This window comes from Actinosynnema sp. NPDC053489 (genome assembly GCF_044544865.1).
Lineage (GTDB): Bacteria > Actinomycetota > Actinomycetes > Mycobacteriales > Pseudonocardiaceae > Actinosynnema.
Genome location: NZ_JBITXT010000004.1, coordinates 118,073 through 143,789, shown reverse-complemented (window position 1 = coordinate 143,789; position 25,717 = coordinate 118,073). Strand labels below are relative to the sequence as shown.

At 73.3% G+C, this 25,717-nt stretch carries 27 protein-coding genes; 11 read left to right on the top strand and 16 right to left on the bottom strand.

The features are described from left to right. Positions 1–13 precede the first annotated feature (13 nt). A complete protein-coding gene (locus ACIGNX_RS10405; protein ID WP_396538435.1) occupies positions 14–475 on the top strand; it encodes a PPOX class F420-dependent oxidoreductase in 462 nt (153 codons plus the stop codon). A gap of 65 nt (positions 476–540) precedes the next feature. Here the strand turns inward: ACIGNX_RS10405 and ACIGNX_RS10400 are convergent, their stop codons facing one another. The 3 genes from ACIGNX_RS10400 to ACIGNX_RS10390 form a co-directional block, all read right to left on the bottom strand. After that, a complete protein-coding gene (locus ACIGNX_RS10400) occupies positions 541–1,200 on the bottom strand; it encodes a VOC family protein (protein ID WP_396538433.1) in 660 nt (219 codons plus the stop codon). A 34-nt stretch (positions 1,201–1,234) separates the two neighbouring features. After that, positions 1,235–3,304 carry a putative bifunctional diguanylate cyclase/phosphodiesterase gene (locus ACIGNX_RS10395; RefSeq protein ID WP_396538431.1) on the bottom strand — a complete coding sequence of 690 codons (2,070 nt, stop codon included), beginning with the start codon at positions 3,302–3,304 and terminating at the stop codon, positions 1,235–1,237. Positions 3,305–3,372: 68 nt separating this feature from the next. Next, positions 3,373–3,729: a hypothetical protein gene (locus ACIGNX_RS10390; RefSeq protein ID WP_396538429.1), complete on the bottom strand. Its 357-nt coding sequence runs from the start codon at positions 3,727–3,729 to the stop codon at positions 3,373–3,375. Positions 3,730–3,796: 67 nt separating this feature from the next. Between ACIGNX_RS10390 and ACIGNX_RS10385 the strand changes: the two genes are divergently transcribed. Together ACIGNX_RS10385 and ACIGNX_RS10380 are read left to right on the top strand one after the other, a co-directional pair. Continuing rightward, positions 3,797–4,585: a glycerophosphodiester phosphodiesterase family protein gene (locus tag ACIGNX_RS10385; RefSeq protein ID WP_396538427.1), complete on the top strand. Its 789-nt coding sequence runs from the start codon at positions 3,797–3,799 to the stop codon at positions 4,583–4,585. A 76-nt stretch (positions 4,586–4,661) separates the two neighbouring features. Continuing rightward, positions 4,662–6,059, top strand: coding sequence for an MFS transporter (locus ACIGNX_RS10380; RefSeq protein WP_396538425.1), 1,398 nt, complete (start codon positions 4,662–4,664; stop codon positions 6,057–6,059). Positions 6,060–6,091: 32 nt separating this feature from the next. Here ACIGNX_RS10380 and ACIGNX_RS10375 read toward each other — a convergent pair whose 3' ends face one another. Further along, a complete protein-coding gene (locus ACIGNX_RS10375; RefSeq protein ID WP_396538423.1) occupies positions 6,092–6,826 on the bottom strand; it encodes a hypothetical protein in 735 nt (244 codons plus the stop codon). Next, positions 6,823–7,137 (bottom strand): PadR family transcriptional regulator, encoded by a 315-nt coding sequence (locus ACIGNX_RS10370; protein ID WP_396538421.1) that lies wholly within the window; start codon positions 7,135–7,137, stop codon positions 6,823–6,825. The genes ACIGNX_RS10375 and ACIGNX_RS10370 overlap by 4 nt, the downstream gene beginning before the upstream one ends. Positions 7,138–7,305: 168 nt before the next feature. Here ACIGNX_RS10370 and ACIGNX_RS10365 point away from each other — a divergent pair, with 168 nt between their 5' ends. From ACIGNX_RS10365 to ACIGNX_RS10350, 4 genes are all read left to right on the top strand, one after another. After that, positions 7,306–8,037 (top strand): thymidine kinase, encoded by a 732-nt coding sequence (locus ACIGNX_RS10365; protein WP_396538419.1) that lies wholly within the window; start codon positions 7,306–7,308, stop codon positions 8,035–8,037. A 66-nt stretch (positions 8,038–8,103) separates the two neighbouring features. Then, positions 8,104–8,736 (top strand): helix-turn-helix domain-containing protein, encoded by a 633-nt coding sequence (locus ACIGNX_RS10360; RefSeq protein ID WP_396538417.1) that lies wholly within the window; start codon positions 8,104–8,106, stop codon positions 8,734–8,736. 27 nt (positions 8,737–8,763) lie between these two features. Next, the gene (locus tag ACIGNX_RS10355; protein ID WP_396538415.1) at positions 8,764–9,261 is read left to right on the top strand and encodes an NUDIX domain-containing protein; all 498 of its coding nucleotides are present in this window, start codon (positions 8,764–8,766) and stop codon (positions 9,259–9,261) included. A gap of 470 nt (positions 9,262–9,731) precedes the next feature. After that, the gene (locus ACIGNX_RS10350; RefSeq protein WP_316035332.1) at positions 9,732–10,076 is read left to right on the top strand and encodes an RNA polymerase-binding protein RbpA; all 345 of its coding nucleotides are present in this window, start codon (positions 9,732–9,734) and stop codon (positions 10,074–10,076) included. A 122-nt stretch (positions 10,077–10,198) separates the two neighbouring features. Here the strand turns inward: ACIGNX_RS10350 and ACIGNX_RS10345 are convergent, their stop codons facing one another. Together ACIGNX_RS10345 and lnt are read right to left on the bottom strand one after the other, a co-directional pair. Further along, positions 10,199–10,990, bottom strand: a complete 792-nt coding sequence (locus ACIGNX_RS10345; protein ID WP_396538413.1) for a polyprenol monophosphomannose synthase — start codon at positions 10,988–10,990, stop codon at positions 10,199–10,201. Continuing rightward, complete coding sequence (gene lnt, locus ACIGNX_RS10340; protein ID WP_396538411.1) at positions 10,965–12,572, bottom strand: apolipoprotein N-acyltransferase; 1,608 nt, start codon at positions 12,570–12,572, stop codon at positions 10,965–10,967. Before lnt ends, ACIGNX_RS10345 begins: the two co-directional genes overlap by 26 nt. A 407-nt stretch (positions 12,573–12,979) precedes the next feature. Between lnt and ACIGNX_RS10335 the strand changes: the two genes are divergently transcribed. Continuing rightward, positions 12,980–13,165 carry a PspC domain-containing protein gene (locus ACIGNX_RS10335; RefSeq protein ID WP_396538409.1) on the top strand — a complete coding sequence of 62 codons (186 nt, stop codon included), beginning with the start codon at positions 12,980–12,982 and terminating at the stop codon, positions 13,163–13,165. Positions 13,166–13,169: 4 nt separating this feature from the next. On the opposite strand, the gene ACIGNX_RS10330 is transcribed toward ACIGNX_RS10335, so the two are convergent. After that, entirely contained in the window at positions 13,170–13,526 is a 357-nt protein-coding gene (locus tag ACIGNX_RS10330) for a GntR family transcriptional regulator (protein ID WP_396538407.1), read from the bottom strand. Between the two features lie 76 nt (positions 13,527–13,602). Between ACIGNX_RS10330 and ACIGNX_RS10325 the strand changes: the two genes are divergently transcribed. After that, positions 13,603–14,046, top strand: coding sequence for a hypothetical protein (locus ACIGNX_RS10325; protein ID WP_396538405.1), 444 nt, complete (start codon positions 13,603–13,605; stop codon positions 14,044–14,046). Here ACIGNX_RS10325 and ACIGNX_RS10320 read toward each other — a convergent pair. The 8 genes from ACIGNX_RS10320 to ACIGNX_RS10285 form a co-directional block, all read right to left on the bottom strand. Then, entirely contained in the window at positions 14,043–14,438 is a 396-nt protein-coding gene (locus ACIGNX_RS10320; RefSeq protein ID WP_396538403.1) for a hotdog domain-containing protein, read from the bottom strand. The two genes, ACIGNX_RS10325 and ACIGNX_RS10320, sit on opposite strands and share 4 nt — an antisense overlap. Next, positions 14,435–15,178, bottom strand: coding sequence for an OAM dimerization domain-containing protein (locus tag ACIGNX_RS10315; RefSeq protein WP_396538401.1), 744 nt, complete (start codon positions 15,176–15,178; stop codon positions 14,435–14,437). Before ACIGNX_RS10315 ends, ACIGNX_RS10320 begins: the two co-directional genes overlap by 4 nt. Continuing rightward, entirely contained in the window at positions 15,175–16,743 is a 1,569-nt protein-coding gene (locus ACIGNX_RS10310; RefSeq protein WP_396538399.1) for a lysine 5,6-aminomutase subunit alpha, read from the bottom strand. The genes ACIGNX_RS10315 and ACIGNX_RS10310 overlap by 4 nt, the downstream gene beginning before the upstream one ends. A 272-nt stretch (positions 16,744–17,015) precedes the next feature. Next, on the bottom strand, positions 17,016–18,512 hold the full coding sequence (locus ACIGNX_RS10305; RefSeq protein WP_396539181.1) for an amidohydrolase: 1,497 nt from the start codon (positions 18,510–18,512) through the stop codon (positions 17,016–17,018). Between the two features lie 56 nt (positions 18,513–18,568). Further along, positions 18,569–19,558, bottom strand: a complete 990-nt coding sequence (locus tag ACIGNX_RS10300; RefSeq protein WP_396538397.1) for an L-erythro-3,5-diaminohexanoate dehydrogenase — start codon at positions 19,556–19,558, stop codon at positions 18,569–18,571. A gap of 181 nt (positions 19,559–19,739) precedes the next feature. After that, positions 19,740–21,284 carry an alpha-amylase family protein gene (locus ACIGNX_RS10295; protein ID WP_396538395.1) on the bottom strand — a complete coding sequence of 515 codons (1,545 nt, stop codon included), beginning with the start codon at positions 21,282–21,284 and terminating at the stop codon, positions 19,740–19,742. Continuing rightward, the gene (locus ACIGNX_RS10290) at positions 21,281–22,240 is read right to left on the bottom strand and encodes a TIGR03885 family FMN-dependent LLM class oxidoreductase (protein ID WP_396538393.1); all 960 of its coding nucleotides are present in this window, start codon (positions 22,238–22,240) and stop codon (positions 21,281–21,283) included. The genes ACIGNX_RS10295 and ACIGNX_RS10290 overlap by 4 nt, the downstream gene beginning before the upstream one ends. Before the next feature lie 102 nt (positions 22,241–22,342). Further along, entirely contained in the window at positions 22,343–22,813 is a 471-nt protein-coding gene (locus tag ACIGNX_RS10285) for an FxsA family protein (protein ID WP_396538391.1), read from the bottom strand. Between the two features lie 107 nt (positions 22,814–22,920). Between ACIGNX_RS10285 and ACIGNX_RS10280 the strand changes: the two genes are divergently transcribed. Both ACIGNX_RS10280 and ACIGNX_RS10275 read left to right on the top strand, forming a co-directional pair. Continuing rightward, positions 22,921–24,306, top strand: a complete 1,386-nt coding sequence (locus ACIGNX_RS10280) for a KamA family radical SAM protein (protein ID WP_396538389.1) — start codon at positions 22,921–22,923, stop codon at positions 24,304–24,306. A 182-nt stretch (positions 24,307–24,488) separates the two neighbouring features. Further along, positions 24,489–25,706: a cytochrome P450 gene (locus ACIGNX_RS10275; protein WP_396538387.1), complete on the top strand. Its 1,218-nt coding sequence runs from the start codon at positions 24,489–24,491 to the stop codon at positions 25,704–25,706. Positions 25,707–25,717: the final 11 nt, after the last annotated feature.

Here is a 25,717-nt window from a genome sequence, read left to right as displayed (position 1 = left end):
TAGGGTGGGGTGCATGCCGAGGATCGCCACCGCCGACACCGTGTCCCGTGACGAGCTGGTCGGGTTCCTGCGGCCGCGGCACCGCGCGCTGCTGGTGACCGGCCGCGCCGACGGGCGGCCGCAGGTGTCGCCGGTGACGTGCGGGGTGGACGGGCAAGGGCGGATCGTGGTGTCGACCTATCCGCGGCGGGCGAAGACCCGCAACGCGCGGCGGGACGAGCGGGTCACGGTGTGCGTGCTGTCCGACGACTGGGACGGCCCGTGGATGCAGGTCGACGGGCGGGCGGAGGTGCTGGACCTGCCGGAGGCGTTGGAGCCGCTGGTGGAGTACTACCGGTGCATCTCCGGTGAGCACCCCGACTGGGACGAGTACCGGGCCGCGATGCTGCGCCAGGGCAAGTCGCTGATCCGGGTGACGATCGACCGGTGGGGTCCGGTGGCGACGGGCGGTTTCCCGCCGGAGCTGGTGGACTGACCGCTCCCGCCCTCCCCCGGGCCGCCGCGGCCCGTGTCGGGACCGGACCGCGACGGCGGGGCGGGTCAGGCGTGGGCTTCGCGGGCGGCGTTCCAGGCCCCGCCCCAGCCGGCGGGGTTCTCCAGCAGGGCGAACACGGCGCCGGCCGGGTCGGCGACGGCGGCGACGACGCCGGTGGGGACCTCTTTCGGGCCGATGAGGACGCGCCCGCCGAGGCCGGTGGCGGCCGCGGCGGCGGCGGTGAGGTCGGGGACGGCGAAGTAGCAGGTCCAGCCGCCGGGGGCGGTGAGGCGGCCGGCGACGGGGCGGCGGTCGTCGGGGGTGCCCGCGTCGTAGAGGGTGAACTCGCCGCCCGGGTCGCGGACCTGCCAGCCGAGGGCGGCGGCGTCGGTGTCGGCGGTGCCCATGAGTTCGACCCAGCAGGGTTCGCCGGGGCGGGGTCGGGGCGCCCAGGGGCCGTGCAGGACGCGGCCGGTGTCGACGGCCGCGCCGTGGTCGAGGTCGCGGGGCGCGTCGCCCGCGAACACGACGCGCCAGCCGTCGTCGCCGGGTCGCACGTGGGTGGCGAGGCGGTCGCCGACCCAGCCGGTGAACGACCCGTCGGGTTCGGCGATGATCACCCAGCCGAGGAGGGCGGCGTAGAACTCGGCGATCGGTTCGGGGTCGGTGGTGCTCAGCTCGACGCGGCGGACACCGCGTGCGGGGCTGGGGGTGGTACCGGGCACGGCGGTGGTTTCCCCTCGGGGGCGGGCGGCGGGCTCAGGAACGCGCCCCATCCTCCGCACCGGCCAGGCGTGGCGACAATGCTCCGTTCGGCGGCTGTGGGTGGGCCGGGAGGACGTGGGCGAGGGATTGGGGGCGGCCGAGGTGGAAGCCCTGGCCGATCCGCACGCCCAGGCGGACGAGCGCGTCGACCTGGGCGGGCCGTTCGACCCACTCGGCGACGGCGGACAGGCCGAGGCCCTGGGCGATCTGGACGATGCCGGCGACGAGGACGGCGTCGGTGGAGCGCTCGTCGATGCCGCGCACGAACTCGCCGTCGATCTTGATGCCGGTGATGGGCAGGTGCTTGAGGTGGACGAACGAGCCGAACCCGGAGCCGAAGTCGTCGAGGATGATGCGGCAGCCGAACCCGCGCAGCTGCAGGGCCAGCGCGCGGGCGGCGTCGAGGTTGGTGACGGCGGCGGTCTCGGTGATTTCCAGGCCGAGGCGGCCGGGTGCGACGCCGGCGGTGGCGAGCCGGTCCAGGACGAACCCGCCGAAGTCGGAGTCCTCCAGGGTGCGGCCGGAGATGTTGACGTTGAACCGCAGTCGCGGGTCGGGGTGGCCGACGAGGGCGTCGATGGCGGTGGACAGCACCCAGCGGTCGATGTCGAGGACGAGGTCGGAGCGCTCGGCCTCGGGCAGGAACTCGGCGGGCCCGAGGCGGGGCTCCTGGTGGTCCTCCAGCCGCAGCAGCAGTTCGTGGCCGATGGTGGTGCCGGTGGCCAGTTCCACCATCGGCATGGCGTGCAGGGCCAGGCCGCCGTGGTCGAGGGCGGCGCGCAGCCGGTCGAGCACGGACACGCGCTTGGCGGTGTCGGCGTAGTGGCCGGGTTCGTAGACGGTGACGCGGTTGCGGCCGGCGGCCTTGGACGCGTAGAGGGCGAGGTCGGCGTTGGCCAGGACGAGTTCCCACGTGTCCCCGGGCCCGTACTCGGCGACGCCGGTGGAGACGGTGAGGCTGCGGGCGGCGCCGACGAGGGGCAGCGACGCTACGGCATCGCGCAGTTCCTCGGCGACGCGGGCGGCGTCGGCGGCGGTGCAGCCGGGCAGCACGACGGCGAACTCGTCGCCGCCGAGGCGGCCGATGAGCCGGCGCGGCGACAGCCGGGACCGCAGCGCGGCGGCCAGGGTCTTCATCAGCCGGTCACCGACGGCGTGGCCGCGCAGGTCGTTGACGTCCTTGAAGTTGTCCAGGTCCAGCAGCAGCATCGCGCCGGGTCCGCCGCCGGCGAGCTGGCGCTCCAGCTCGCGGGTGACGGCGCGCCGGTTGGCCAGCCCGGTGAGCGGGTCCTGCTCGGCCAGGGCGAGCAGCTCGTCGTGGACGCGGCGGGCGCGGGTGATGTCGTGGGCGGTGCCCAGCACCCGCAGCGGGGTGCCGTGCTCGTCGGCGGCGACCTCCCCGAAGCACTCGAACCAGCGTTCGACGCCGTCGGCGAGGAGCATGCGGTGGGTGTAGGAGAACCCCGCGCCGGACCGCATGGCCTCCTGCAGGGTGGCCTGGATCATCGGCAGGTCGTCGGGGTGCACGAGGGCGGCGTAGCGGTCGAAGTCCAGTTCGGTGCCGGGGCCGAACCCGAACAGTTCCAGCAGCGTGTCCGACCACACCACGCGGTCCTCGGCGACGTGCCACTCCCAGGTGCCCATGCGGCCCAGGACCTGCGCGCGGCGCAGCGCGTCGGCCTCGTGGGTGGCCTCCAGCTCCCGGTCGCGCCAGGCGGTGACGTCCACGACCCGGTACAGCAGCCGCTCCCCCGCCTCCCCGCCGGTCCGGTCGGGTGCGGTGCCGCGGGGGTCGGGGTCGAGGGGTTGGCAGGTGACCTCGAGCCAGCGGTGGCCGGTGCGCCGCCCGCCGGGCGCCAGCAGCGCCAGCCCGGAGCGGGGCCGGTCGGGCGCGCCGGGCAGCAGCGCGGGCAGCGACCGGCCCACCACGTGGTCCACCGGGACGCCCAGGATCTCCGCCAGCGCCGGGTTCACCCAGGCCAGCGTGCCGTTGCCGTCCGTGACACCGAAACCGACGTCGGCCCGGTCGAGCACCTCGCGGTGCAACGCGCCGTTGCCGTCCACGCGCCCCTCCTCGCCCACCCGCGCGCCATGATGGTCGAGACCACGCGCGGGGGGCAAGCCGACACCGTTCAGCGCAGCCGCTCCAGTCCCCGGGCGGTGTCGGCCAGTTCCCCCGCCAGCCGCCGCAGCTCGCCGCCGTCCGCGCCGTCCGCGGCGGCGGTGGCGACGTCCTCCGCGGCGCACCGCAGCTGGAACAGCCGGTCCTGCAGGTCGGCCAGCTCCCCCGCCGACAGCACCACGGCGTCCTCGGGCAGCCCGCCGCGCTGCACGGCGGCGCGGCGTTCGTAGGCGCGTTGCCGGCAGGGCTGCGCGCAGTAGCGGCGCGGGCGCCCGATCCGGCCGCTGTCGGGCAGGCGGCGCCCGCACCAGGCGCAGTGCCTGGCGTCCTCCCGGCGCGCCGCGACGGGCTCGGTGACCGACTCCATGGCGGCCGACGGTATCCCGCTACCCACCGGTCACCGCCGCGCCACGCCGCCGGGGCAGACTGCGGGTGTGACCGCGAACCACCCGTACCTGTCCGGACCGCACCCGCGCGCGTTCGCCCACCGGGGCTGGCACCTCGACGACCTGGCGGGGATGGAGAACTCGCTGGCGGCGTTCCGCCGCGCGGCGCGGGAGGGTTTCCGCTACCTGGAGACCGACGTGCACGCCACCTCCGACGGCGTGGTGGTGGTGCACCACGACGACGTGCTGGACCGCACCACCGACGCGACGGGGCCGGTGGCGGCGCGGCCGTGGTCGGCGGTGCGGCGGGCGAGGGTGGGCGGCCGGGAGCCGATCGCGACGCTGGAGCAGCTGCTGGAGGAGCTGCCCGACGCGTTCTTCAACGTCGACGTCAAGGCCGACGCGGCGGTGGTGCCGGTGCTGGAGGTGCTGCGCCGCTGCGACGCGCTGCGCCGGGTGTGCCTGGCGTCGTTCTCGGAGCGGCGGCTGGCGCGGCTGCGGCGGCTGGGCGGGCCGGGGTTGCTGACGTCGATGGGGCCGCGGTCGGCGGGGGCGCTGTGGGCGTCGGGCCGGGTGCCGCTGGTGGGGTTGCCGGTGCGGGGCCTGGTGGCGCAGGTGCCGGTCAGGCAGGGCCGGCTGCTGGTGGTGGACGGCCGGTTCGTGCGGGCCGCGCACCGCCGCGGCCTGGAGGTGCACGTGTGGACGGTGGACGAGGAGGCGGAGATGCGGCGGCTGCTGGACCTGGGCGTGGACGGGCTGGTCACCGACCGCCCCGACCGGTTGCGCGACGTGCTGCTGGACCGGCACGCCTGGAGCGGCCGGGCCGGGAGCGCGTGACCGGCGGACGGCCGGTTGGCAACAGGTTGGTGGTGACCGGCTCGAACGGGTGACGCGCGGGATACAGTCCGCCCCCATGAGCGTGGCCGACAGCACCGCACCCGCCCTGGACCGCCGGCGGGAACAGCGCGGGTGGACCTGGTACGACTGGGCGAACTCGGTGTTCCCGACCTCGGTGGTCACCGTGTTCCTGTCCGGCTACCTCACCGCGGTGGCCAAGGAGGCCGCGATCGCCGACACCGCCCGCAACGGCGCGCACGCGTGCGCGGACGGGCCGCTGCGGCAGTGCGACATCTCCCTGTTCGGCGCCTACTTCCCCGCCGGGTCGCTGTGGGGGTACCTGCTGTCGATCGCCACGGTGGTGCAGGTGGTGGTGCTGCCGATCATGGGCGCGATCGCCGACCGCACGCAGAACAAGCTGCGCATGCTGGGCGGCCTGGCGTTCACCGGGTCCGCGGCGACGGTCGCGCTGGCCGCGGTGGGCGGCGCGAACTGGCACCTGGGCGTGGCGCTGTTCATCCTCGGCAACATCTGCTACGGCGCCTCGGTCGTCGTGTACTACGCGTTCCTGCCCGAGATCGCCACGCCCGACGAGCGCGACGCGGTGTCCTCGCGCGGCTGGGCGTTCGGCTACCTGGGCGGCGGTCTGGCGCTGGGGGTGCAGCTGGCGCTGTTCATCGGCCACGACGCGATCGGGCTGGGCGAGGGCGCGGCGGTGCGGGTCGGGTTCGTGCTGTCGGGCCTGTGGTGGGCCGGGTTCACGCTGATCCCGCTGGCGCGGCTGCGCCGCCACCGGGCACCGCACGGCGCGGAGACCGGCGCGTCGGTGATCACGGCCGGGTTCGCCGAGCTGCGCGGCACGGTGCGGCAGGCGCGGATGTTCCCGCTGACGCTGGCGTTCCTGGGCACCTACCTGATCTACACCGACGGCATCGCCACCGTCGCGAACGTCTCGGCGCAGTACGGGCGCGACGAGCTGCGGCTGGACGAGACGGTGCTGATCACCACGATCCTGATCGTGCAGTTCGTGGCGTTCCTGGGCGGCGTGCTGCACGGGCGGGTGGCGCGGTCGTGGGGCGCGAAGCGCACGATCATGGCCAGCCTGTGCGTGTGGATCGTGGTGATCGCGGCGGCGTTCTTCGTGCAGGCCGGGCAGCAGGCCCAGTTCTACGGGCTGGCGGCGGGCATCGGGCTGGTGCTGGGCGGCACGAACGCGTTGTCGCGGTCGCTGTTCAGCCAGATGATCCCGCCGGGCCGCGAGGCGCAGTACTTCTCCCTGTACGAGGTGGGCGAGCGGTCCACGTCGTGGCTGGGTCCGCTGGTGTTCGCCGGGGTGGGGCAGGCGACCGGGTCGTTCCGGCTGGCGATCGTCTCCCTGGTGGTGTTCTTCGTCGTCGGGTTCGTGCTGATGGTGTTCGTGCCGGTGCGCCGGGCGATCGCCGCCTCGGGCAACCCGGTGCCCGCCAAGGTCTGACCGCCCACCGGGCCGTCGTCACCGGGCCGTCGTCACCGGGGTTCGGCGGCGGGCGCGGTCCACGGCCGGAGGACGGCCGCGGCCACCGCGGCGATCCCCCACGCCGCCGACAGCGTCACCGCCGACAGACCGGCGGTGACCAGCGCCGGGGCCGCGCCCGCCGCCGTGGCGACCGCGCCGGCGGCCCACCAGCGCCGCGACGGCGCCGGCGCCTCCCGGTGGAACCCGGCCACGGCCGCCGCCGCGGTCAGCAGTACCGGCACCTGCCACAGCAGCCCCGGCCACACCGGACCACCGGCCCCGACCACGATCCCCGCGGCGACCAGGCCCGCCACGCCCGACAGCCCGGCGGCGACCCGGCCGACCGCGCGCCGGCCCGCGACCAGCGCGGCGAACGCCACCACCACCAACGCGTCGTACCACCAGGCCGGCGGGTCGTCGGGCCCGCCCGGCAGCGCGAGCACGGTCCACGACTGGGCGGCGGCGACGACCTGCCCCAGCAACCCGGTCAACGCCGGCAGCCGCACCGCGGTGCCCGCCGCGCGACGGCGGCCCAGCCGCACCCGCACCGCCGGCGCCAACGTCGCGCCCGCCTCGCCCCACCCGGGCCGGCCGTGCTCCCGGTCCAGGTCGTCGTCACGGCCGGCGAGCAGGATGCCGACCATCTCCTCCTCCCGCTCGGCCCGGTACCAGGCGGGCAGCACCCGCAGCAGCGACCGGTAGCGGCGCTCCAGGTTCGACCCCCCGTCCGACCCTCCGGCGGTCACAGCGCGCCCCTGGCCCGCAGCACCGACGACGCGGCGCGCACGTTGGCCGACAGCCGGGCCACCTCCGCCGACAGGGCCCGCACCCCCGCGTCGGTCAGCCGGTAGTAGCGCCGCAGCCGGCCCTGGTGGACCTCCTCGCGGTCGCGTTCGGCCAGGCCCTCGGCGACGAGCCGGTCCAGCACCCCGTAGAGGGTGCCCACGCGCAGCGTCGTGCGCCCCTGCGACAGCTCCTCGACCGCGCGCACGATCGCGTAGCCGTGCAACGGCTCCTCCGCCAACGCGGTGAGCACCAGGAACACCTGCTCCGACATACCTCTCACCCGACAGGTTATATCGCGAAGCGGTATATGCCGTCCAGCACGACGTCACGGTGTGCCGGCGCGAGAGGGGTGCCAGCGCGAGAGGGGTGCCGGCGCGAGGGGTCCGTGCGGGGGTGGTGGCGGTGGGCGGTGGGGCGCGGCGCACTAGGGTGGCCCGCCGTGGAGCCGATCACCCCCGCCGCGGACCCGACCGACGCGCTGTCCTCCGTGCCCGCCGCGGGCGCGGGCCGCGGCGTGGCGCCCACCGGGCGGCTGCGGTTCTTCTTCGGGCCGATGGACTGCGGCAAGTCGACGCTGGCGCTGCAGATCGACCACAACCAAGCCCGGCAGGGCCGCCGCGGGCTGCTGCTGGTGCGCCACGACCGGTCCGGCGCGCCGACGATCTCCAGCCGCATGGGCCTGGCCCGCAACGCCCTGGAGGTGCACGAGGACATGGACCTGTGCGTGCTGGTGCGCGAGCACTGGGCGCGGGGCAGTCGGGTGGACTACGTCATCGTCGACGAGGCGCAGTTCCTGTCCGCCGGGCAGGTCGACCAACTGGCCGAGCTGGCCGACGACGCCCACCTGGAGGTGTACTGCTTCGGCCTGGCCACCGACTTCCGCAGCACCCTGTTCCCGGGGTCGCGGCGGTTGTTCGAGCTGGCCGACGAGCTCAACGCCATCCAGGTGGAGGTGCTGTGCTGGTGCGGCCGGCCGGGCCGGTTCAACGCGCGGGTGCACGACGGCGACGTGGTGCGGGCCGGGGACACGGTCCTGGTCGCCGACACCGTGGCCGCCGACCCGGCCGGCGACGCCGCGGAGGTGCGCTACCAAGTGCTGTGCCGCACCCACTACCGCACCGGCGACCTGGGGCCGCTGGTCGCGCGGGGCCAGCAGCTCAGCCTGACCTGACTCCCCCGGGACCGGCCCGCGCGTCCCATACTGGGCAAACCCCCGTTGCCGATCCCGGGACACGACATGAGCGACGACCCCACCCCCGCCGACCCCGACCGCGCCGTTCGCGGCCGGGGCGGTCCGACGGGCGACCCGACGGGCGAGGTGCTGGGCAGGGTCGGCGAGCGGCTGCGGCACCTGCGGACGAGCCGGGGCGCGACGCTGGCGGACCTGGCGGCGGCGACGGGGATCTCCAAGAGCACGTTGTCGCGGTTGGAGTCGGGGCAGCGGCGGCCGAGCCTGGAGCTGCTGCTGCCGATCGCCCGCGCGCACCGGGTGCCGCTGGACGAGCTGGTGGGCGCGCCGCCGGTGGGCGACCCGCGGATCCGGCCGGTGCCGGTGCGCCGCCACGGCATGACGGTGCTGCCGCTGACCCAGCAGCCCGGCGGCCTGCAGGCGTTCAAGATGATCATCACCGACCGGGGTGAGCCGGATCCGCGCACCCACACCGGCTACGAGTGGCTCTACGTGCTGTCGGGCCGGTTGCGGCTGGTGCTGGCCGACCACGACGTGGTGCTGGTGGCCGGGGAGGCGGCGGAGTTCGACACGCGGCTGCCGCACTGGTTCGGCCCGGCGGGCGCGGAGCCGGTGGAGGTGCTGAGCCTGTTCGGCAAGCAGGGCGAGCAGATCCACATGCGCACCCGCCGCAAGGGCTGACCGGCTCGGCACGGCACACTGGCGGGCATGACCCCCTCTTCCGGTGCGCGGTCCCCGGGCACGCGGCGCAGCGCCGGGATCCTGTTGCACCGGGTGGTCGACGGGCGGCGGCAGGTGCTGCTGGGGCACATGGGCGGCCCGTTCTGGGCGCGCCGGGACGAGGGGGCGTGGTCGATCCCCAAGGGCGAGCCGGAGGACGGGGAGGAGCCGCTGGCCGCGGCGCGGCGGGAGTTCGCCGAGGAGCTGGGGCTGCCGGTGCCCGAGGGCGAGCCGGTGCCGCTGGGCGAGGTGCGCCAGTCCGGGGGCAAGGTGGTGTCGGTGTGGGCGCTGGCCGCGGACCTGGACCCCGATCGGGTGGTTCCCGGCACGTTCACCCTGGAGTGGCCGCGCGGGTCGGGTGTGCTGCGGGAGTTCCCGGAGGTGGACCGGGTGGCGTGGTTCGAGCTGCCCGCGGCCCGGGCGAAGCTCGTGAAGGCGCAGCGGGAGTTCCTCGACCGCCTCGCCGAACTTCATTCTTTCGAGTGACACTGAGGTTATTGACCGGATGAAGCGTCCGTTTGGACGTTTGGGCGCGGTCCGGTCGGGTGATTCATCCTCATGTCCGCCACCGAGCACACCCGTGCCGCCACGCTGGGTGGCGGCGTTCCCGTCCATCCCCGAAATGACTTTGCGTGACCGCAACCATGACGGACGTCACTACCGGCGAGTTAAGCCCGCCGTAACGTCGCCCTGCGTGGTCGGTCTAAGCTGTCGCAGCCGCACGACCAGTGCCAGGACTGCTCCATCCGTGTGATGGGGTGATCGGGTAGCTGGTTAACGCGTCACGAACCGGCCGCGATTGCATCCCTTGGGAGGAAGCCTTCGTTGACGGGTGAAAGACGTCACTGTGGGCGACGATGACCGTGAAGCCGGGAACGAACGGAGCAGTCCGGTCGTTGCACTCGGTGAGCAACAAGCCTGGGCCCCGGCCCTGAGCCGAGCGAAAGGACACCGCCATGGCCGACCGCGTTCTACGGGGTAGCCGGCTCGGAGCAGTCAGCTACGAGACCGATCGCAATCACGACCTCGCCCCGCGCCGGTCGGTGCGGTACGCCTGCCCCAAGGGCCACGACTTCGAGGTGCCGTTCTCCGACGACGCCGAGATCCCGCACACCTGGGAGTGCCGTCTGCACGGCCAGGAGTCGAAGATCATCGACGGTGCCGAGCCGGAGGCGAAGAAGGTCAAGCCGCCGCGCACGCACTGGGACATGCTCCTGGAGCGGCGCACGATCCCGGAGCTGGAGGAGCTGCTGGACGAGCGGCTGGAGGAGCTGAGGGGGCGGCGCACCCGCACCGCCTGACCCGTGCCACGCGACGAGGGCCCGCCGGATCCGTTCCGGCGGGCCCTCGTGTCGTCGCGGGTCCGGTCTGGTGAGGTCGGACCGGGTGGGTTGGGTCCGGGTGGGTTGGGTCTGGGGTGGGGTCAGCGGGTGCTGGGGGTCTTGGGTTTGGGGGCGAGCAGTTCCCGCAGCTGCGTCGCGCGGCGCCGCACCCCCCACTTGGTGACCCGCCAGAGGGCTTCGCGGACGATGTTGCCGCTCATCTTCGACTCGCCGACCTCGCGTTCGGTGAACGTGATGGGGACCTCGACGACGCGGTAGCCCAGTTCGATGGTGCGCCAGGCCAGGTCGATCTGGAAGCAGTAGCCCTGGGAGGCGACGGTGTGCAGCTTGAGCCGTTCGAGGACCTCGGCGCGGAAGGCGCGGAAGCCGCCGGTGATGTCGCGCACCTTCGCGCCCAGCGCGATTTGGGAGTAGACGTTGCCGCCGCGGGAGATCAGCTCCCGGTACTTGGGCCAGTTGACCGTGCTGCCGCCGGGCACGTAGCGGGAGCCGAGGACGAGGTCGGCGTCCTCGAGGGCGTCGAGCAGCCGCGGGAGGTCCTCGGGGGCGTGGGAGCCGTCGGCGTCCATCTCGACGACGACGGCGTAGCCGCGGTCCAGGGCCCACCGGAACCCGGCGACGTAGGCCGCGCCGAGGCCGGCTTTCTCGGTGCGGTGCAGCACGTGCACGCGGTCGTCGGCGGCGGCCATCTCGTCGGCCAGCCGTCCGGTGCCGTCCGGGCTGCCGTCGTCCACCACGAGGGCGTGCACGGTGGGCAGCGCGGTGTGCAGCCGCTTCACGATCTTCCCGATGTTGTCCCGCTCGTTGTAGGTCGGGATCACCACCAGCACCGGCCCGAGCTCGCGGTCAGGCTGCGCCTGCTGGTCCGCCATCCGTTTCCTCCTCGCCGGCCCCCGCACCAGGGGTCGGACGCGTCCGTCGTCGTGTCACTGTCAAGGCGATCGCCACGGCTGTCAGGCCCAGGGCGGTCATCACCCACTCGGGCCCTGCGCCGAGCCGGGTGGCCAGCGTAGCCTCCCCGCGCAGCGGGACCGTGGCCACCAGCGCGTCGGGGGTGAACAGGCCGGTCCGGTGGGTGACGGAGCCGTCGGGGGCGACGAGGGCGCTGACGCCGCTCGTGGCGGCGACGACGACCGCCTTGCCGTGCTCGACGGCGCGGACGCGGGACATGGCCAGCTGCTGGTAGGTCATCTCGGTGTAGCCGAAGGTGGCGTTGTTGGTGGGGATGGCGATGAGGTTCGCGCCCGCGGTGACGGAGTCGCGGACCACGCCGTCGAACGCGACCTCGTAGCAGGTGTCGAGGGCGACCCTGGCGGGCCCCATGGTGAACCCGCGCGGGTCGGTGCCGGGTTGGAAGTTGCCCGCCCGGTCGACGGCGTCGGTGAACAGCCGGAAGAAGTCGCGGTAGGGCATGGTCTCGCCGAAGGGCTGCAGCTGCCGCTTGGTGTAGGTGTCGGTGGGGCCGACGCCCGGCTGGTACAGCACGATCGTGTTGCGGGGCAGCTTGTCGTCGGGGTCGACGACGACCGCGCCGACGGCGATGGGCGCGCGGATGGCCTCGACGGCGCGTTGGATCTGCTTGGCGGCGTCGACGTTGCGGAAGGGGTCGATGTCGGAGGAGTTCTCCGGCCACACGACCAGGTCGGGGTGCGGGGCGCGGCCGGCGTCGACGTCGGCGGCCAGTTGCAGGGTGCGGGCGACGTGGTTGTCGAGCACGGCGCGGCGCTGGGCGTTGAAGTCCAGGCCGGCGCGGGGGACGTTGCCCTGGATCGCGGCGACGGTGGCGGTGCCCTGGTCGGGGTCGGTGTGCACGAGCGGGGCGGCGGCGAGCGCGGCGGCCACGGGCAGCACGACGGCGGGCACGGCGACCTTGGGGCCGCGGGCGAGGTGGGCGGCGCCGAGGCCGGTGAGGGCGACGGCGAACCCGACCAGGGGCGCGCCGCCCAGCGCCGCCAGGGGCAGGTACCAGCCCTCGGGCTGGCCGAACGCGATCTTGCCCCAGGGGAACCCGCCGAAGGGCACGACGGAGCGCAGCGCCTCGTCGGCCACCCACACCAGCGCCATCCACAGCGGCGCGCCGGGCAGGCGGGACACCACGGCCATGGCGGCGGTGCCGACGGCGACGAGGACCGCGCACAGCAGCGCCAGGGGCAGCCAGGCGATGAGGCCGACGAACTCGCCGGTCCAGCGCAGCAGGGGCGCCATGAACGCCAGGCCCCAGACCAGGCCGAGGCCGAACCCGGCGCGGGCGCGGCGGCCGTGCAGCACCACTCCCAACGCGGCGAACCCCAGGGGTGCGAGCCACCAGGTGGTGCGCGGGGGGAAGCTGAGGAACACCGCCGCCCCGCCCGCGGCGGCCAGCAGGACCCGCAGCAGCGTGCCGCGCACGTCCCGGCGGCGGGCGTGGGGCGTGTCGGCTGCGGGTTGATCCGGCGTCACGGGGGCTGCGACCACCGCGTCAGCCTACGAGCCGCGGGTCACGAACCGGCAGCCAGCCCGCTCCCCGCGCGCGCCCCGCTCCCCCGCGTGTCGCGCGCCCCGGTCGCGCCCGAGGCGCGCCGGACGTCGGGTCGCCGCCGGCCCGGCCCGCCGCAGACGGGGTCGCGGCTCCGGTCGGTCGCCGGCCGGGTCGGTCGGCTGCCGGCGCTGGACCGTGCACCACCGGGCCGGGGTTGGTGGGTCGAAGCCGGGTCGGGTCGGTGGTTGTGGGGGGCGACGGCCGGGCGGTGCGGGGTGCGGGCGGGGTGGGTGGACGTGTGGGGCGGGTCGGGGTTGCCCTGGGGTTCGGGGGCGGGTGGTCGGGGTAGGGATTCAGGGTTCCCACCGATGTCGGGGTGGCGGTGTGCGGGGAAGGTGGAGTCATGACCACGTTGACCAGGCCTCAGGACCGGAAAGTGATCGCGGGTGTGTGCGCGGGGTTGGCGGCCCGGTACGGGTGGCGGCCCAACACCGTGCGGTTGGTGTTCGTGTTGTCCTGCCTGTTGCCGGGGCCGCAGTTCCTCGTCTACCTGGCGTTGTGGGTGATGATGCCCAAGAGCCCCTACTGACCGGTCAGGTGTCGGTGAGGGCGGCGCGGACGATGTCGAGGGCCTCGTCGCCGGTGAGGCCGTGTTCGCGGGCGGTGGCGGCGTAGGCGCGGGCGGCGCGCAGGACGCGTTCGCGGCCGCGTTGGCCGGCGGCGCTGACGACGGTGCCGGCGCGGCCGCGGGTTTCGATGAGGCCGGCTTCCTCGAGTTCGCGGTAGGCGCGGGCGACGGTGTTGACGGCCAGGCCGAGGTCGGCGGCCAGCGCCCGGACGGTGGGCAGGCGGGTGCCGACGGCCAGGTCGCGGTCGGTGATGCGGCGGGCGAACTGGGACCGCACCTGTTCGTAGGGCGGCACGTCGGAGTCCGGGTCGATGCTGATCACACCGTCGATGGTGGCAGAGGCCGGGGGCGTGACGCCAAGTCGCCGTCCCGGCACGGGCCGTGGCAGGGTGGTGGGCGTGTCGCGCCGACCGTTGCCGCCGTTCCTGGCCCTGACCGTGGTCCTGGCGTTGGTCGCGGGCGTGCTGGTGTCGGTGGCGGTGTTCGGGTCCGGTCGCCGGGTGGCGGGCACGGCGGGGCCGCACTGCGTGGTGGTGCGGGTGTTGTTCGGCGCGGACGCGGAGATGTGGCGGGCGGCGCGGGAGTTGCGGGGTGACCGGCGGGTGCGGGAGGTGCGCGACGAGCGCACGCAGGCCGACAACCACGCCCGGTTGACCGGCGCGTTGCGGGCCGCAGGGCGCGACGACCTGGCCGACGCGGCGCGGGTGGAGTCGACGCCGGCGTCGGTGGAGGTGGTCGAGGCGTTCGGGGTGGACGTGGCGGTGTTGGCCGAGGACCTGCGGCAGCGCTACCGGGTGAACGTGGTGGACGAGTGCCGCCACCCCGAGGAGCCGGTCGGCTAGTCGCGGGCGGGTGGGGCGACGACGGTGCCGCGGGCGCGGGTGACGACGACGGGCGGGTCCAGGACGTCGGCGGCGGAGGGGCCGCGGTGGGGTGCGGCGCGGCAGACGACGCGGGCTTCGAAGTCGATCTCGCGGGAGCGGGTGCCGACGCGGATCAGGGTGGCGGTGGCCTCGACGACGTCGCCGGCGTGCAGGGGCGCGAGGAACTCCACCGAGGAGTAGCCGGCGAAGAGGCCCTCGTCGCCGTCGGTGCGGATGAGCAGTTCGGTGGCGACGTCGCCGAACAGGCCGAGGCCGTAGGCGCCGTCGACGAGGTCGCCGCCGTAGTGGGCGTGGGAGTGGGGCACGTAGCGGCGGTGGGTGACGGTCAGGCCCTCGGTGGGGTTGTTCACGCGGTCTCCTGGTGGCGGGTCTGCACGGCGTGGACGAGGTAGCTGGCGACCTCGCCGGGGGTGGTGCCGCGGCCGAAGACGCGGTCCACGCCCAGGTCGTCGGCCATGAGCGGGTCGAAGCGGGGTCCGCCGGCGACGAGCAGGGGCCGCCGCTGCCCCATGGCCTCGCGGAACGCCGCCGCCATCTCGCGGGTGTTGAGCAGGTGCGCGTCGCGTTGGGTGACGACCTGCGACACCAGGACGGCGTCGGCCTTCTCGGCGCGGGCGCGGCGGACCAGGTCGGGCACCGAGACCTGCGCGCCGAGGTTGACGACCTTCAGCTCGCGGTAGTACTCGAGGCCCTTCTGCCCGGCGAAGCCCTTGATGTTGAGGATGGCGTCGATGCCGACGGTGTGGGCGTCGGTGCCGATGCACGCGCCGACGACGACGAGTTTGCGGCGCAGCAGCGCGCGCACCGCGGTGTTGACCTCGGCGGGCGGCAGCAGCGGGTAGTCGCGCTCCACGACGCGCACCTCGTGCAGGTCCACGACGTGGCGGACGGAGCCGTAGACGACGAAGAAGGTGAAGTCCTCGCCGATGGGGTGGGAGTGCACGACGGTGGCCGGGTCGATGCCCATCTTGTTGGCCAGTTGCCGGGCGGCGCCGTCGGCGGCGGGACCGGCGGGGACGGGCAGGGTGAACGAGGTCTGCACCATGCCGTCGCCGGTGGTGTCGCCGTAGGGGCGGACGTGGCGCTTCACGGGTGTGCCTCCAGCAGGTCCGCGGCGGGGTTGAGGTAGTCGTCGGCCTTGGCGACGACGCCGTCGGCGCCCCTGCCGCCGGTGGCGGGGCGCCTCATCAGGCCGAACGTGCCGTCGCCGATGGCGTTGAGCAGCCCGTCGTCGACGATGCGGCGCAGCAGGTCCACCGCCTCCCCCAGCACCTGGTGGGCGCGTTTGACGATCAGCCCGTCGGGGGCGGGCCGGAAGTCCTCGGCGAGGTTCCCGGCCGCGTCCAGCACGTACCGCACCCCGGCCAGGGCCAGGTCGCGGTCGGACAGGAACGGGGTGGCCACGGCCTCGGTCATCATGCCCACGAGCAGGATCGACTGGCCGGTCAGCGCGCCGGCGAGGGTGAAGAACCCGTCGAGCAGGTAGCCGTGGAACACGTTGCCGGTCATGTGCTTGGTGGGCGGCATCCACTTCAGCGGCGCGTCGGGGAACAGCTCGCGGGCCAGCAGCGCGTGGGCCAGCTCCAGCCGGAACGACTCGGGCAGGTCGGGGTTGATCTCGAAGGCGTGCCCCAGGCCCAGCAGGTGGTCGGGCAGGCCCGCCTCGTGCGCGAAGTGCTCGTTGAGCAGCTGCGACACCGTCACGGTGTGGGCGGCGTCGACGGCGTCGGCGGTGGTGAGGTAGTTGTCCTCGCCGGTGTTGATGACGATGCCGGCGCGGGCGTGGACCTGCCGGGAGAACCGCTGGTCGACGAACGTACGGACCGGGTTGATGTCGCGGAACAGGATCCCGTACATGGAGTCGTTGAGCATCATGTCCAGCCGTTGCAGCCCGGCCAGCACCGCGATCTCGGGCATGCACAGCCCCGACGCGTAGTTGGTGAGCCGCACGTAGCGGCCGACCTCCCGGGACACCTCGTCCAGGGCGGCGCGCATGATGCGGAAGTTCTCCTGCGTGGCGTAGGTGCCGGCGAACCCGTGGTGGGTCGCCCCCTCGGGCACGTAGTCCAGCAGCGACTGGCCGGTGGAGCGGATGACGGCGATGACGTCGGCGCCGGCGCGGGCGGCGTTGCGGGCCTGCACGACGTCCTCGTCGATGTCGCCGGTGGCCACGATCAGGTAGATCCACGGGCGGCGCGGCGGGTCGCCCAGCTTGGCGACGAGCCGGTCGCGCTGCGCCCGGTTGCGGTCCACGGTCCGCAGGCCCCGGGTGACGGCCGCGGTGGCGGCCTTGCGCGCCCGCTCCCGGTCGCGGCCGGTGGGCAGGGTGTAGCGGACCTGCCCGGCGGCGGTGGCCTCGGCCAGGTCGGTCAGCGTGGCCAGGTCGTGCTCGCGCAGGGCGTGGAACACCGGCAGGACCACCCCGTGCTCCAGGCCGCAGTGCTCGCGGACGGTGTCCACCACCCGGTTGACCCACGGCACGTCGCCCGCCCGGTGGGTGCTGTCGGCGCCGGTGATGCCGGCCAGCCGCAGCGTGGCGCGCTCGACCGCGACCGTGGTGTGCGCCTTGGCCAGGGCCACCACCGGCGCGGCGGCCTCGGCGGCCAACGCGCGGGCCGTGGCGACCACCTTCGGGTCGAGGTCGAGCAACGCCATCGGGTTCACTCCTGTTCGTCGGGACGGGACGGGACGTCGGGCAGCGGGTCGGGACGGGACGTCGGGCAGCGGGTCGGGCCGTGCCGCGTGGGGTCAGGCCGGTGCGGATCGGTCCGGTGTGGGTCGGTCCGGTGTGGGTCGGTCCGGTGTGGGTCGGTCCGGTGTGGGTCGGTCCGGTGTGGGGTCGGCCGGCGCGGGAGCGGCCGGGTTGGGATCGGTCGGGGTCGCACGCGGCCCGTCGGACCGGCGGGCACGGCCCGGCACGCCGCCGGTCACCCCAGCACACCCCCGTCGTGGACAGTGCGGCCGCGCAGCACGGTCCGCAGGCACGTCGGGGTCGGGCCGTCGAGGGCCGGCAGCGCCGGGACGCGCGAGCGCGGGTCGGTGGACCAGCGCTGCACCCGCGTGTCCGGTGCCGCCACCTCCAACTCCCCCGCGTCCCACACCGCGTACGTGGCCGGCGCCCCCGGCTGCAGGGTGCCGGTCACCCCGTCGTCCACTCCCGCCGCGCGCCACCCGCCGCGGGTGTGGGCGTTGAACGCCGCCCGCGGCGAGATCCCGTACCCCTCCGTGCGGTGCCGCACCGCGGCCCGCACCGCCGCCCATGGGTCCACGTCGGTGACCGGCGCGTCCGACCCGAACGCCAGCACCACCCCGGCCGCCGCCAACCGGGAGAACGGGTTGAGCCGCGTGCCCCGCTCCACGCCCAACCGGCGCGCGTACATGCCCTCCGGCCCGCCCCACTCCCGGTCGAACAGCGGCTGCACCGACGCCACCACACCCCACGACGCCAACCGCTCCGCCTGCCCGGCGGTCACCATCTCCAGGTGCTCCAGCCGGTGCCGCCGCGCCGCCAGCGCCGCGGCGCCCACCACCTCCGCCGCGCGGGCGAACCCGTCCACCACCGCGGCCACCGCGGCGTCGCCGATGACGTGGAACCCGCCCTGCACCCCCGCCCGCGTGCACGCCACCAGGTGCTCCGCGACCGCCTCGGCGTCCAGGTACAGCGCCCCGGTCCCCCCGCCGTCGGCGTAGGGCTCGCACAACGCCGCCGTGCGCGACCCCAGCGCCCCGTCCACGAACAGGTCACCGGCCAACCCGCGCACCGGCAACCCCACCGGCTCCACACCGCCCCAGTAGCCCACCACGTCCAGCACGTCGGTCGCCAACAGGTCCGCCAAATCCTCCACCGAGGAGATGTCCGGCCCCGCGCACTCGTGCACCGACGCGATCCCCCGCGACGCCGCGTGCCGCAGGAACGCCTCCTGCGCCGCCCGCCGCGTCCCCGCCGGGATCGCGTCCCGCGCCGCCCGCCGCACGTGGTGGTGCGCCTCCCGCGTCAACGGCCCCTCCGGGTGCCACCCGTCCGCACCCCGCGCCCCCGCCGCCAGGTCCACCAGCGCCGTCGACGCCAACGCCGAGTGCACGTCGATCCGCGACAGGTACACCCGCGCGCCGCCCGCGGCCTCGTCCAACTCCGCCCGCGTCGGCGCCCGCCCCTCCGGCCACCGCGTCTCGTCCCAGCCGTGCCCCCACACCACGTCGCCCCCCGCCGACCGCACGGCCGCCAGCAGCTCCGCCGCCGACCGGCACCCGGTCAGGTCCAACCCCGTCAGCAGCAGCCCCGCCGACGTCGCGTGCACGTGCGCGTCGACGAACGCCGGGGCCACGAACGCCCCGCCCAGGTCCACCACCTCCGCGTCGGGGTGCAGCGCGCGGCCCACCGGGTCCTGGCCCAGCCACACCACGGTGCCGTCGGAGATCGCCATCGCGGTGGCGTCGGGAGCGGTCGGGGAGTGGATGCGTCCCCCCACGAGCAAGGTAGTCACGCCCGCTGAGTCTGCCGGTCCTCGAACAGGGCCCGCACGGCAGGCTCGCCGCGCAGCAACCCCAGCGCGAACTCCGCGTGACCGGGCACGTAGCCGTTCCCGATCAGCATCTCCACGTCCGCCGCCAACCCCTCCGCGCCCAACGCCGCCGCCGCGAACGACGTCGCCATCGAGAAGAACACCACCACGCCCCCGTCGGCCGTCGCCAGAACGGCCCCGTGCTCGCAGCCCGCCACGTCCACGCACACCACCGTGACCTCCACCCGCTCACCCACCGCCGCCGCCACCGCCAGCGGATCCCGCGCGTCGGCCACCACCACCTCGTCGGCCAACCCCGACGCCCGCACCGCCGCCGCCTCCCGATCCGTCGGCACCAGCGCCACCAGCCGCGACGCACCCGCCCGCCGCGCCGCCGCCAACGACAACGACCCCGACTTCCCGCCGCCGCCCAGCACCAGCACCGACGCCGCCGACCGCCGCCGCACCACCCGGTCGGTCAACGCCGGCGCGCCGCACACGTCCAGCACCGACAGCGCCAACCCCTCCGGCAGGTCCCGCGGCAGCACCGCGGCGATCGACCGGCCGAACAACACCGCCGTCCCCTCGCACGGCACCTGCTCGTCCCGCCCGTCCCACCCCGCCAGGCCGTCGGTGATCCGCAACGGCGTCAACGTCAACGACACCAGCGACGCGATCCGGTCCCCGACCCGCAACCCCGACGGCGACCGCGGACCCACCTCCCGCACCGTGCCCAGCAGCATCCCGCCCGACCCCGTCACCGGGTTCTGCATCTTCCCCCGCGCCGCCACGATGTCCAGCACCGCCCGCCGCACACCCCCCACACCGTGCCGCTCCCGCAGCTGCCGGTACGACGCCGCGTCCAGGTTCAACCGCGACACGTCCACCACGACCTCGTCCGCGCCGCACACCGGGCTCGCGTCCAACCGCTCCGCCTGCTGCGGCAACACCCCCGCCGGCTCGAGCACACGATGCAGACCATACGGCGAAGTCATGGAAATCCTTCGGTCGACAGGGCCGGAACGCGGATATCTTCACGTGAACGGCCCGGATCCCGCAAGGGTGCCACCCCGACGGTCGCTGCGGGTGCCCGAAACAGCACCGTGCCCGGGCACCCGCACAGGCACCCGGGCACGACACCACCCACGACTACCGCACCACCTGCCGCAACCACCGACACCCGTACGGCCCCAACTCCACCGTCGCCGAACCGTCCTCCACCGCCACCGTCCCGTCCACCAGCAGATCCCTCAGCTCACCCTCCACCTTCGGCAACTCCACCACCACGTCCCGCCCCGCGAAGTTGTGCACCGCGATCACCACCCCACCGTCGATCTCACACCGGTGCGCCAACACCGACGGCTCCGCCGTGTCGATCGCCGAGAACTCACCCCACGCCAACTCCGGGCACTCCCGGTACCGCTCCACCAACAACCGGAACCACCCCAACAACGACCCCGGATCCCGCCGCTGCTCCTCCACCGCGTCCCACCACATCGGCGTCCGCACCGCCAGACGACCCTCCAACGACAGGTCCTCCGTCATGCCGACCTCCTCGCCGTAGAACATCACCGGCGTCCCCGGCAGCGAGAACAACAAGCTGTACACCATCTTGATCCGCGACAGGTCCCCGCCCAACATCGACGGCAACCGCCGCCGCAACCCCCGCCCGTACAACTGCATGTCCTCGTCCGGACCGAACGCGTCGAACACCTCCTGCCGCTCCGGCACCGTCAACTTGTCCAACGTCAACTCGTCGTGGTTCCGCACGAACGTCGCCCAATGACAATCACGCGGAGGCCGCGGCCGCTCCCGCAACGCGTGCGTCAACGGACTCGCCTCCTCCCGCGCCAACGACAAATACATCTGCTGCATCCCGATGAAATCGAAACACATGTGCAACTCGTCGCCCACACCGTCCGACTTCCCGAAGAACGCCATCGCATCCGTGTACGGCAGGTTCACCTCACCCAACAACACCGCCTCGCCGTTCCGACGCGACAAAAAAGCCCGCAAATCCGCCAGGTAGTCGTGCGGATCCGGCAACGCCTCCACCGGCGCCTCCAACAGGAACGGCACCGCGTCCACCCGGAACCCCGACAACCCCAACTCCATCCAAAAACCCATCACCCGCGCGATCTCGTCCCGCACCTCCGGGTTCGCCACGTTCAACTCCGGCTGGTGCCGGTAGAACCGGTGCATGAAATACCGCTTGGCCTTCCGGTCGTACGTCCACAACGACGACTCCTTGTCCGGGAAGACCACACCCTCCCCCGCGTCCGCCGGAAGCTCGTCCCGCCACACGTACCACTCGTGGAAAGGACTCTCCCGATCACGCGCCGCCTGGAACCACGGGTGCCGGTCCGACGTGTGGTTCACCACCAGGTCCGCGATCACCCGCATACCCCGGTCACGCGCCGTCCGCACGAACTCCACGAAATCACCCAACGTCCCCAACCGCGGGTCCACGCCGTAGTAATCCGTGATGTCATAACCGTCATCCAGGTCCGGCGTCGGGAAGAACGGCATCAACCACAGGCACGTCACCCCCAACCGGTGCAAGTGGTCGATCCGGTCGATCAACCCCCGGAAATCACCCACCCCGTCACCGTTCGAATCGTGGAACGTCTCCACGTCCAGGCAGTACACCACCGCGTTCTTCCACCACAGGTCCGCCGTCCGCGTCAACTTCACGACCGCACCTCCGGCAGCACCCGCTCACCGAACACGTCCAGGAAACGCCCCTGCTCCACCCCCACGTGGTGCAGGTACACCTCCTCGAACCCCAACTCCACGTACTCCCGCAACACCTTCGCGTGCCACCCCGGATCCGACGACACGTTCACCACCCGCGCCACCTCGTCCACCGACACCCGCTCCGACACCACGTCGAAGTGCTCCGCCAACTCCAAGTCCCAACACACCGGCGGCGGGAACACGTTGCTGCGCCACTGCTCGTGCGCGACCGCCCGCGCCTCCTCCTCCGACTCCGCCCAACTCAGGTGCACCTGCAACCGCACCGCACCCCGACCACCCGCATCCCGGTACGCACCCACCAACCGCTCCAACCGCTCCCGCGGCGCGTTCACCGTGATCAACCCGTCAGCCCACTCCGCACACCACCGCGCCGTCTCCTCGCTCACCGCCGCACCCACCAACAACGGCGGCACCTCCGGCCTCGTCCACAACCGCGCCCGGTCCACCGTCACCAGACCGTCGTGACTGACCTCCTCACCCGCCAACAACGCCCGGATCACGTCCACGCACTCCCGCAACCGCGCGTTCCGCACCTCCTTGCGCGGCCAACCCCCACCCGTGATGTGCTCGTTGCTCGCCTCACCACTGCCCAACGCCGCCCAGAACCGACCCGGGAACATCGCACCCAACGTCCCGATCGCCTGCGCCACGATCGCCGGGTGATACCGCTGACCAGGCGCGTTCACCACCCCGAACGGCAACCCCGTCGCCTGCAACGCCGCACCCAACCACGACCACGCGAACCCGCTCTGCCCCTGACGCGCGCTCCACGGCGAGAAGTGGTCCGAACTCATCGCCGCGTCGAAACCCACCTCCTCCGCCCGACGCACCGCGGCCAACAACTCGGACGGATGAACCTGCTCATGAGACGCGTGCACACCGATGACGGTCATGCCGTCTCACTACCCAACCCACCCCGACACGACACCCGACCGAACGACCACCCGGGGATCGGCACACCCGAGGATCAGCACCCGGGGATCGGCACCCGGGGATCAGGGCAGCTCCCGACGACCCGACCCCTCCGGACGCACCTCGACCACACCACCCTCCACCACCACACCACCCGCCATCGGATCCCGCCCGTACCGCAGGTTCAACACCACCGCCCGCTCCCGCTCCCGCGCACGCCGCGCCATCCGACCACCCACCAACCGACGCACCGCCGGCACCAACAACACCAAACCCACCACATCGCTCACCAACCCCGGCACCAGGATCAACAACCCCGCCGCCGCCACCAGCACACCCTCCGCCACCTCCCGGTGCGGAGCCCGCCGCGTCCGCACCGCCTCCGAGAACGCCGCCACCGCGCGCACCCCCTCACGACGCACCACCGCCGCGCCCACCACACCCCCCAACAACAGCAACCCCAACGTCGGGAACAGACCCCACGCCCCGAACGCCGCCACCAGGGCGGTCACCTCCACCGCCACCCCGACCACAACCGCCAAGAACACACGCATACCACCCCAACGAACCACCACCCCGAAACGCTCCCCGCCGAAATATTTACGCCCAACCGGCCTTCTGGCAGCATATCTTCACGCCACTCGACCGACAGGGAGCATGGATGACCGCGCTGCACGAGGTCGCACCCACGCACCGGGCCCACCTCCAGCCCTACACCTACGTGCGCCGCCAACTCGTCGAACCCGACTGGCAACGCTTCCCCGGCTGGCGCCACACCACCCCCGCCCAATGGCGCGACGCCCAGTGGCAACGAGCCAACTGCGTCAAGAACCCCAAGCAGCTCCGCACCCTCATGGGCGACCTGCTCACCGACCGGTTCTACGACGACCTCGCCGCCGACCAGCACCAAGCGGCCACCATGTCCATGCTCATCCCACCCCACATGATCAACACCATGGCGCCCGACGCCCCCCTCGACCCCGAAGCGTTCACCGACGCCTTCCTGGCCGACCCCGTCCGCCGCTACATGATCCCCGTCCACTCCGACCGCGACCCCGACTGGCCCAGCCACCCCCACTCCACCCGCGACTCGCTCCACGAAGCCGAGATGTGGGTCGTCGAAGGACTCACCCACCGCTACCCCACCAAAGTCCTCGCCGAACTCGTCTCCACCTGCCCCCAGTACTGCGGCCACTGCACCCGCATGGACCTCGTCGGCAACTCCACCCCCCAGGTCCAGAAGCACAAGCTCACCCTCAAACCCGTCGACCGCCAAGAACGCATCGTCGACTACCTCAAGCGCACACCCGGGGTCCGCGACGTCGTCGTCTCCGGCGGCGACGTCGCCAACGTCCCCTGGCCCCAGCTCGAGCACTTCCTCATGCGCCTGCTCGACATCGACACCGTCCGCGACATCCGCCTCGCCACCAAAGCCCTCGCCGGCCTCCCCCAGCACTGGCTGCAACCCAAGGTCGTCGAAGGACTCGAACGCGTCGCCCGCACCGCCGCCCGCCGCGGCGTCAACCTCGCCATCCACACCCACGTCAACCACGCGCAGTCCGTCACCCCGCTCGTCGCCGAAGCCGCCCGCACCGCCCTCGAAGTCGGCGTCCGCGACGTCCGCAACCAGGGCGTGCTCATGAAGGGCGTCAACGCCACCCCCGACGACCTGCTCGACCTCTGCTTCGCGCTCCAGGGCGAAGCCAACGTCCTGCCCTACTACTTCTACATGTGCGACATGATCCCCAACGCCGAGCACTGGCGCGTCGCGCTCTGGGAAGCCCAGGAGCTCCAGCACGCCATCATGGGCTACCTCCCCGGCTACGCCACCCCGCGCATCGTCTGCGACGTCCCCTACGTCGGCAAGCGCTGGGTCCACCAGCTCCACGAGTACGACCGCGAACTCGGCATCTCCTACTGGACCAAGAACTACCGCACCGGCATCGAGCTGGACGACCCGGAAGCCCTCGACCGCCGCTACCCCTACTACGACCCGATCTCCACCCTCGGCGAAGCCGGCCGCCGCTGGTGGTCCGAGCAGGCGTGACGCCCCCAGCCGAGAGGCTCCTCCGGGCCTCTCGGCTTGTTTTTGAGTCTCCGTCTCTCGTGCCCACTCGGGGTGGGATTATATTTAGTCAACACTGAAGGTATCGAGATAATCGAATAACGTTGCGCCGATCCGCTGACGGCCGTGGTGCCCCGCCCGCCACCGACCACAGACTGGCCTTCATGAGCGATTCAGCCGTTGCCGTCCGGTCCTACGACGTGTTCGCCCCCGAGGCGCAGGCCGACCCGATCCCGGTGCTGCACCGCATCCGCGCCGAGAGCCCGGTCAGCCACCTCCCCCAGCTCGACGCCTACCTGCTCACCCGGCACGCCGACATCGTGGCCGCGTTGAAGGACCGCCGCCTCTCCCCCGCCAACATGACCCAGGGCCTGGACGCGTTCACCCGGGACCAGCAGGACGAGCTGCTCCCGCTGCGCGAGTCCATCCACCTCTGGATGGGCCACACCGTCGAAGCCGACCACGTGCGGTTCCAACAGCTGCTCAAGCGCTACTTCACCCCCGCGACGGTCAACGGCTTACGCCCCCGCATCCGCGAGCTGACCACCGAACTGCTCGACGCCGCCGCCGACCGCGGCGGCATGGACGTCGTCACCGACCTCGCCTACCCGCTGCCCGCCAACGTGATCGCCGAGATGCTCGGCATGCCGACCTCCGAGCGCGAGCAGCTCCAGACCTGGTCCCGCGACCTCCTGGCCATCTTCCAGCTCGCCGACTTCGAGCGGCTGCGGCAGGCCCAGCGCAGCGTCCTGGAGATGGAGGACTACGTCCGCGGCCTGGTCCGGCAACGCCGCACCGACCCGCGCGACGACCTGATCAGCATGTTCGTCGACGCCGAGCGCGAGGGCCTGGTCACCGAGCACGAGATCGTCGCCAACTGCGTCCTGCTGCTGTTCGCGGGCCACGAGACCACCGCCGGGCTCATCGCCAACGGCCTCGCGCTCCTGCTCCAGCACCCCGACGAGCTGACCAGGCTCAGGACCGACCCCGACCTCACGCCCGCCGCGGTCGAGGAGGTGCTGCGCTGCGACGGACCGGCCTCGTCCATCGTCCGCGAGAGCACCGCGCCCGTCGAGGTCGGCGGCCTGGAACTGCCCGCCGGCACGCGGGTCTACCTGGCGATCGCGGCGGGCAACCGCGACCCGGAGGTGTTCCCCGACCCGGACCGGTTCGACATCACCCGCAGGCCCAACCGGCACACCGCGTTCGGGCTCGGCGCGTTCTACTGCCTGGGAGCCGCCCTGGCCCGGACCGAGACCGACGAGTGCTTTCGCGCGCTGCTGCCCCGCTTCCCCGACCTCCGCCCCGCCTACGACGAGCTCGACCGCACCCCCGTGCCGCCGCTCGGGCACCGGTTGCGCTCGTTGCGGGTGGAGTTCTGACCCGTGCCCGT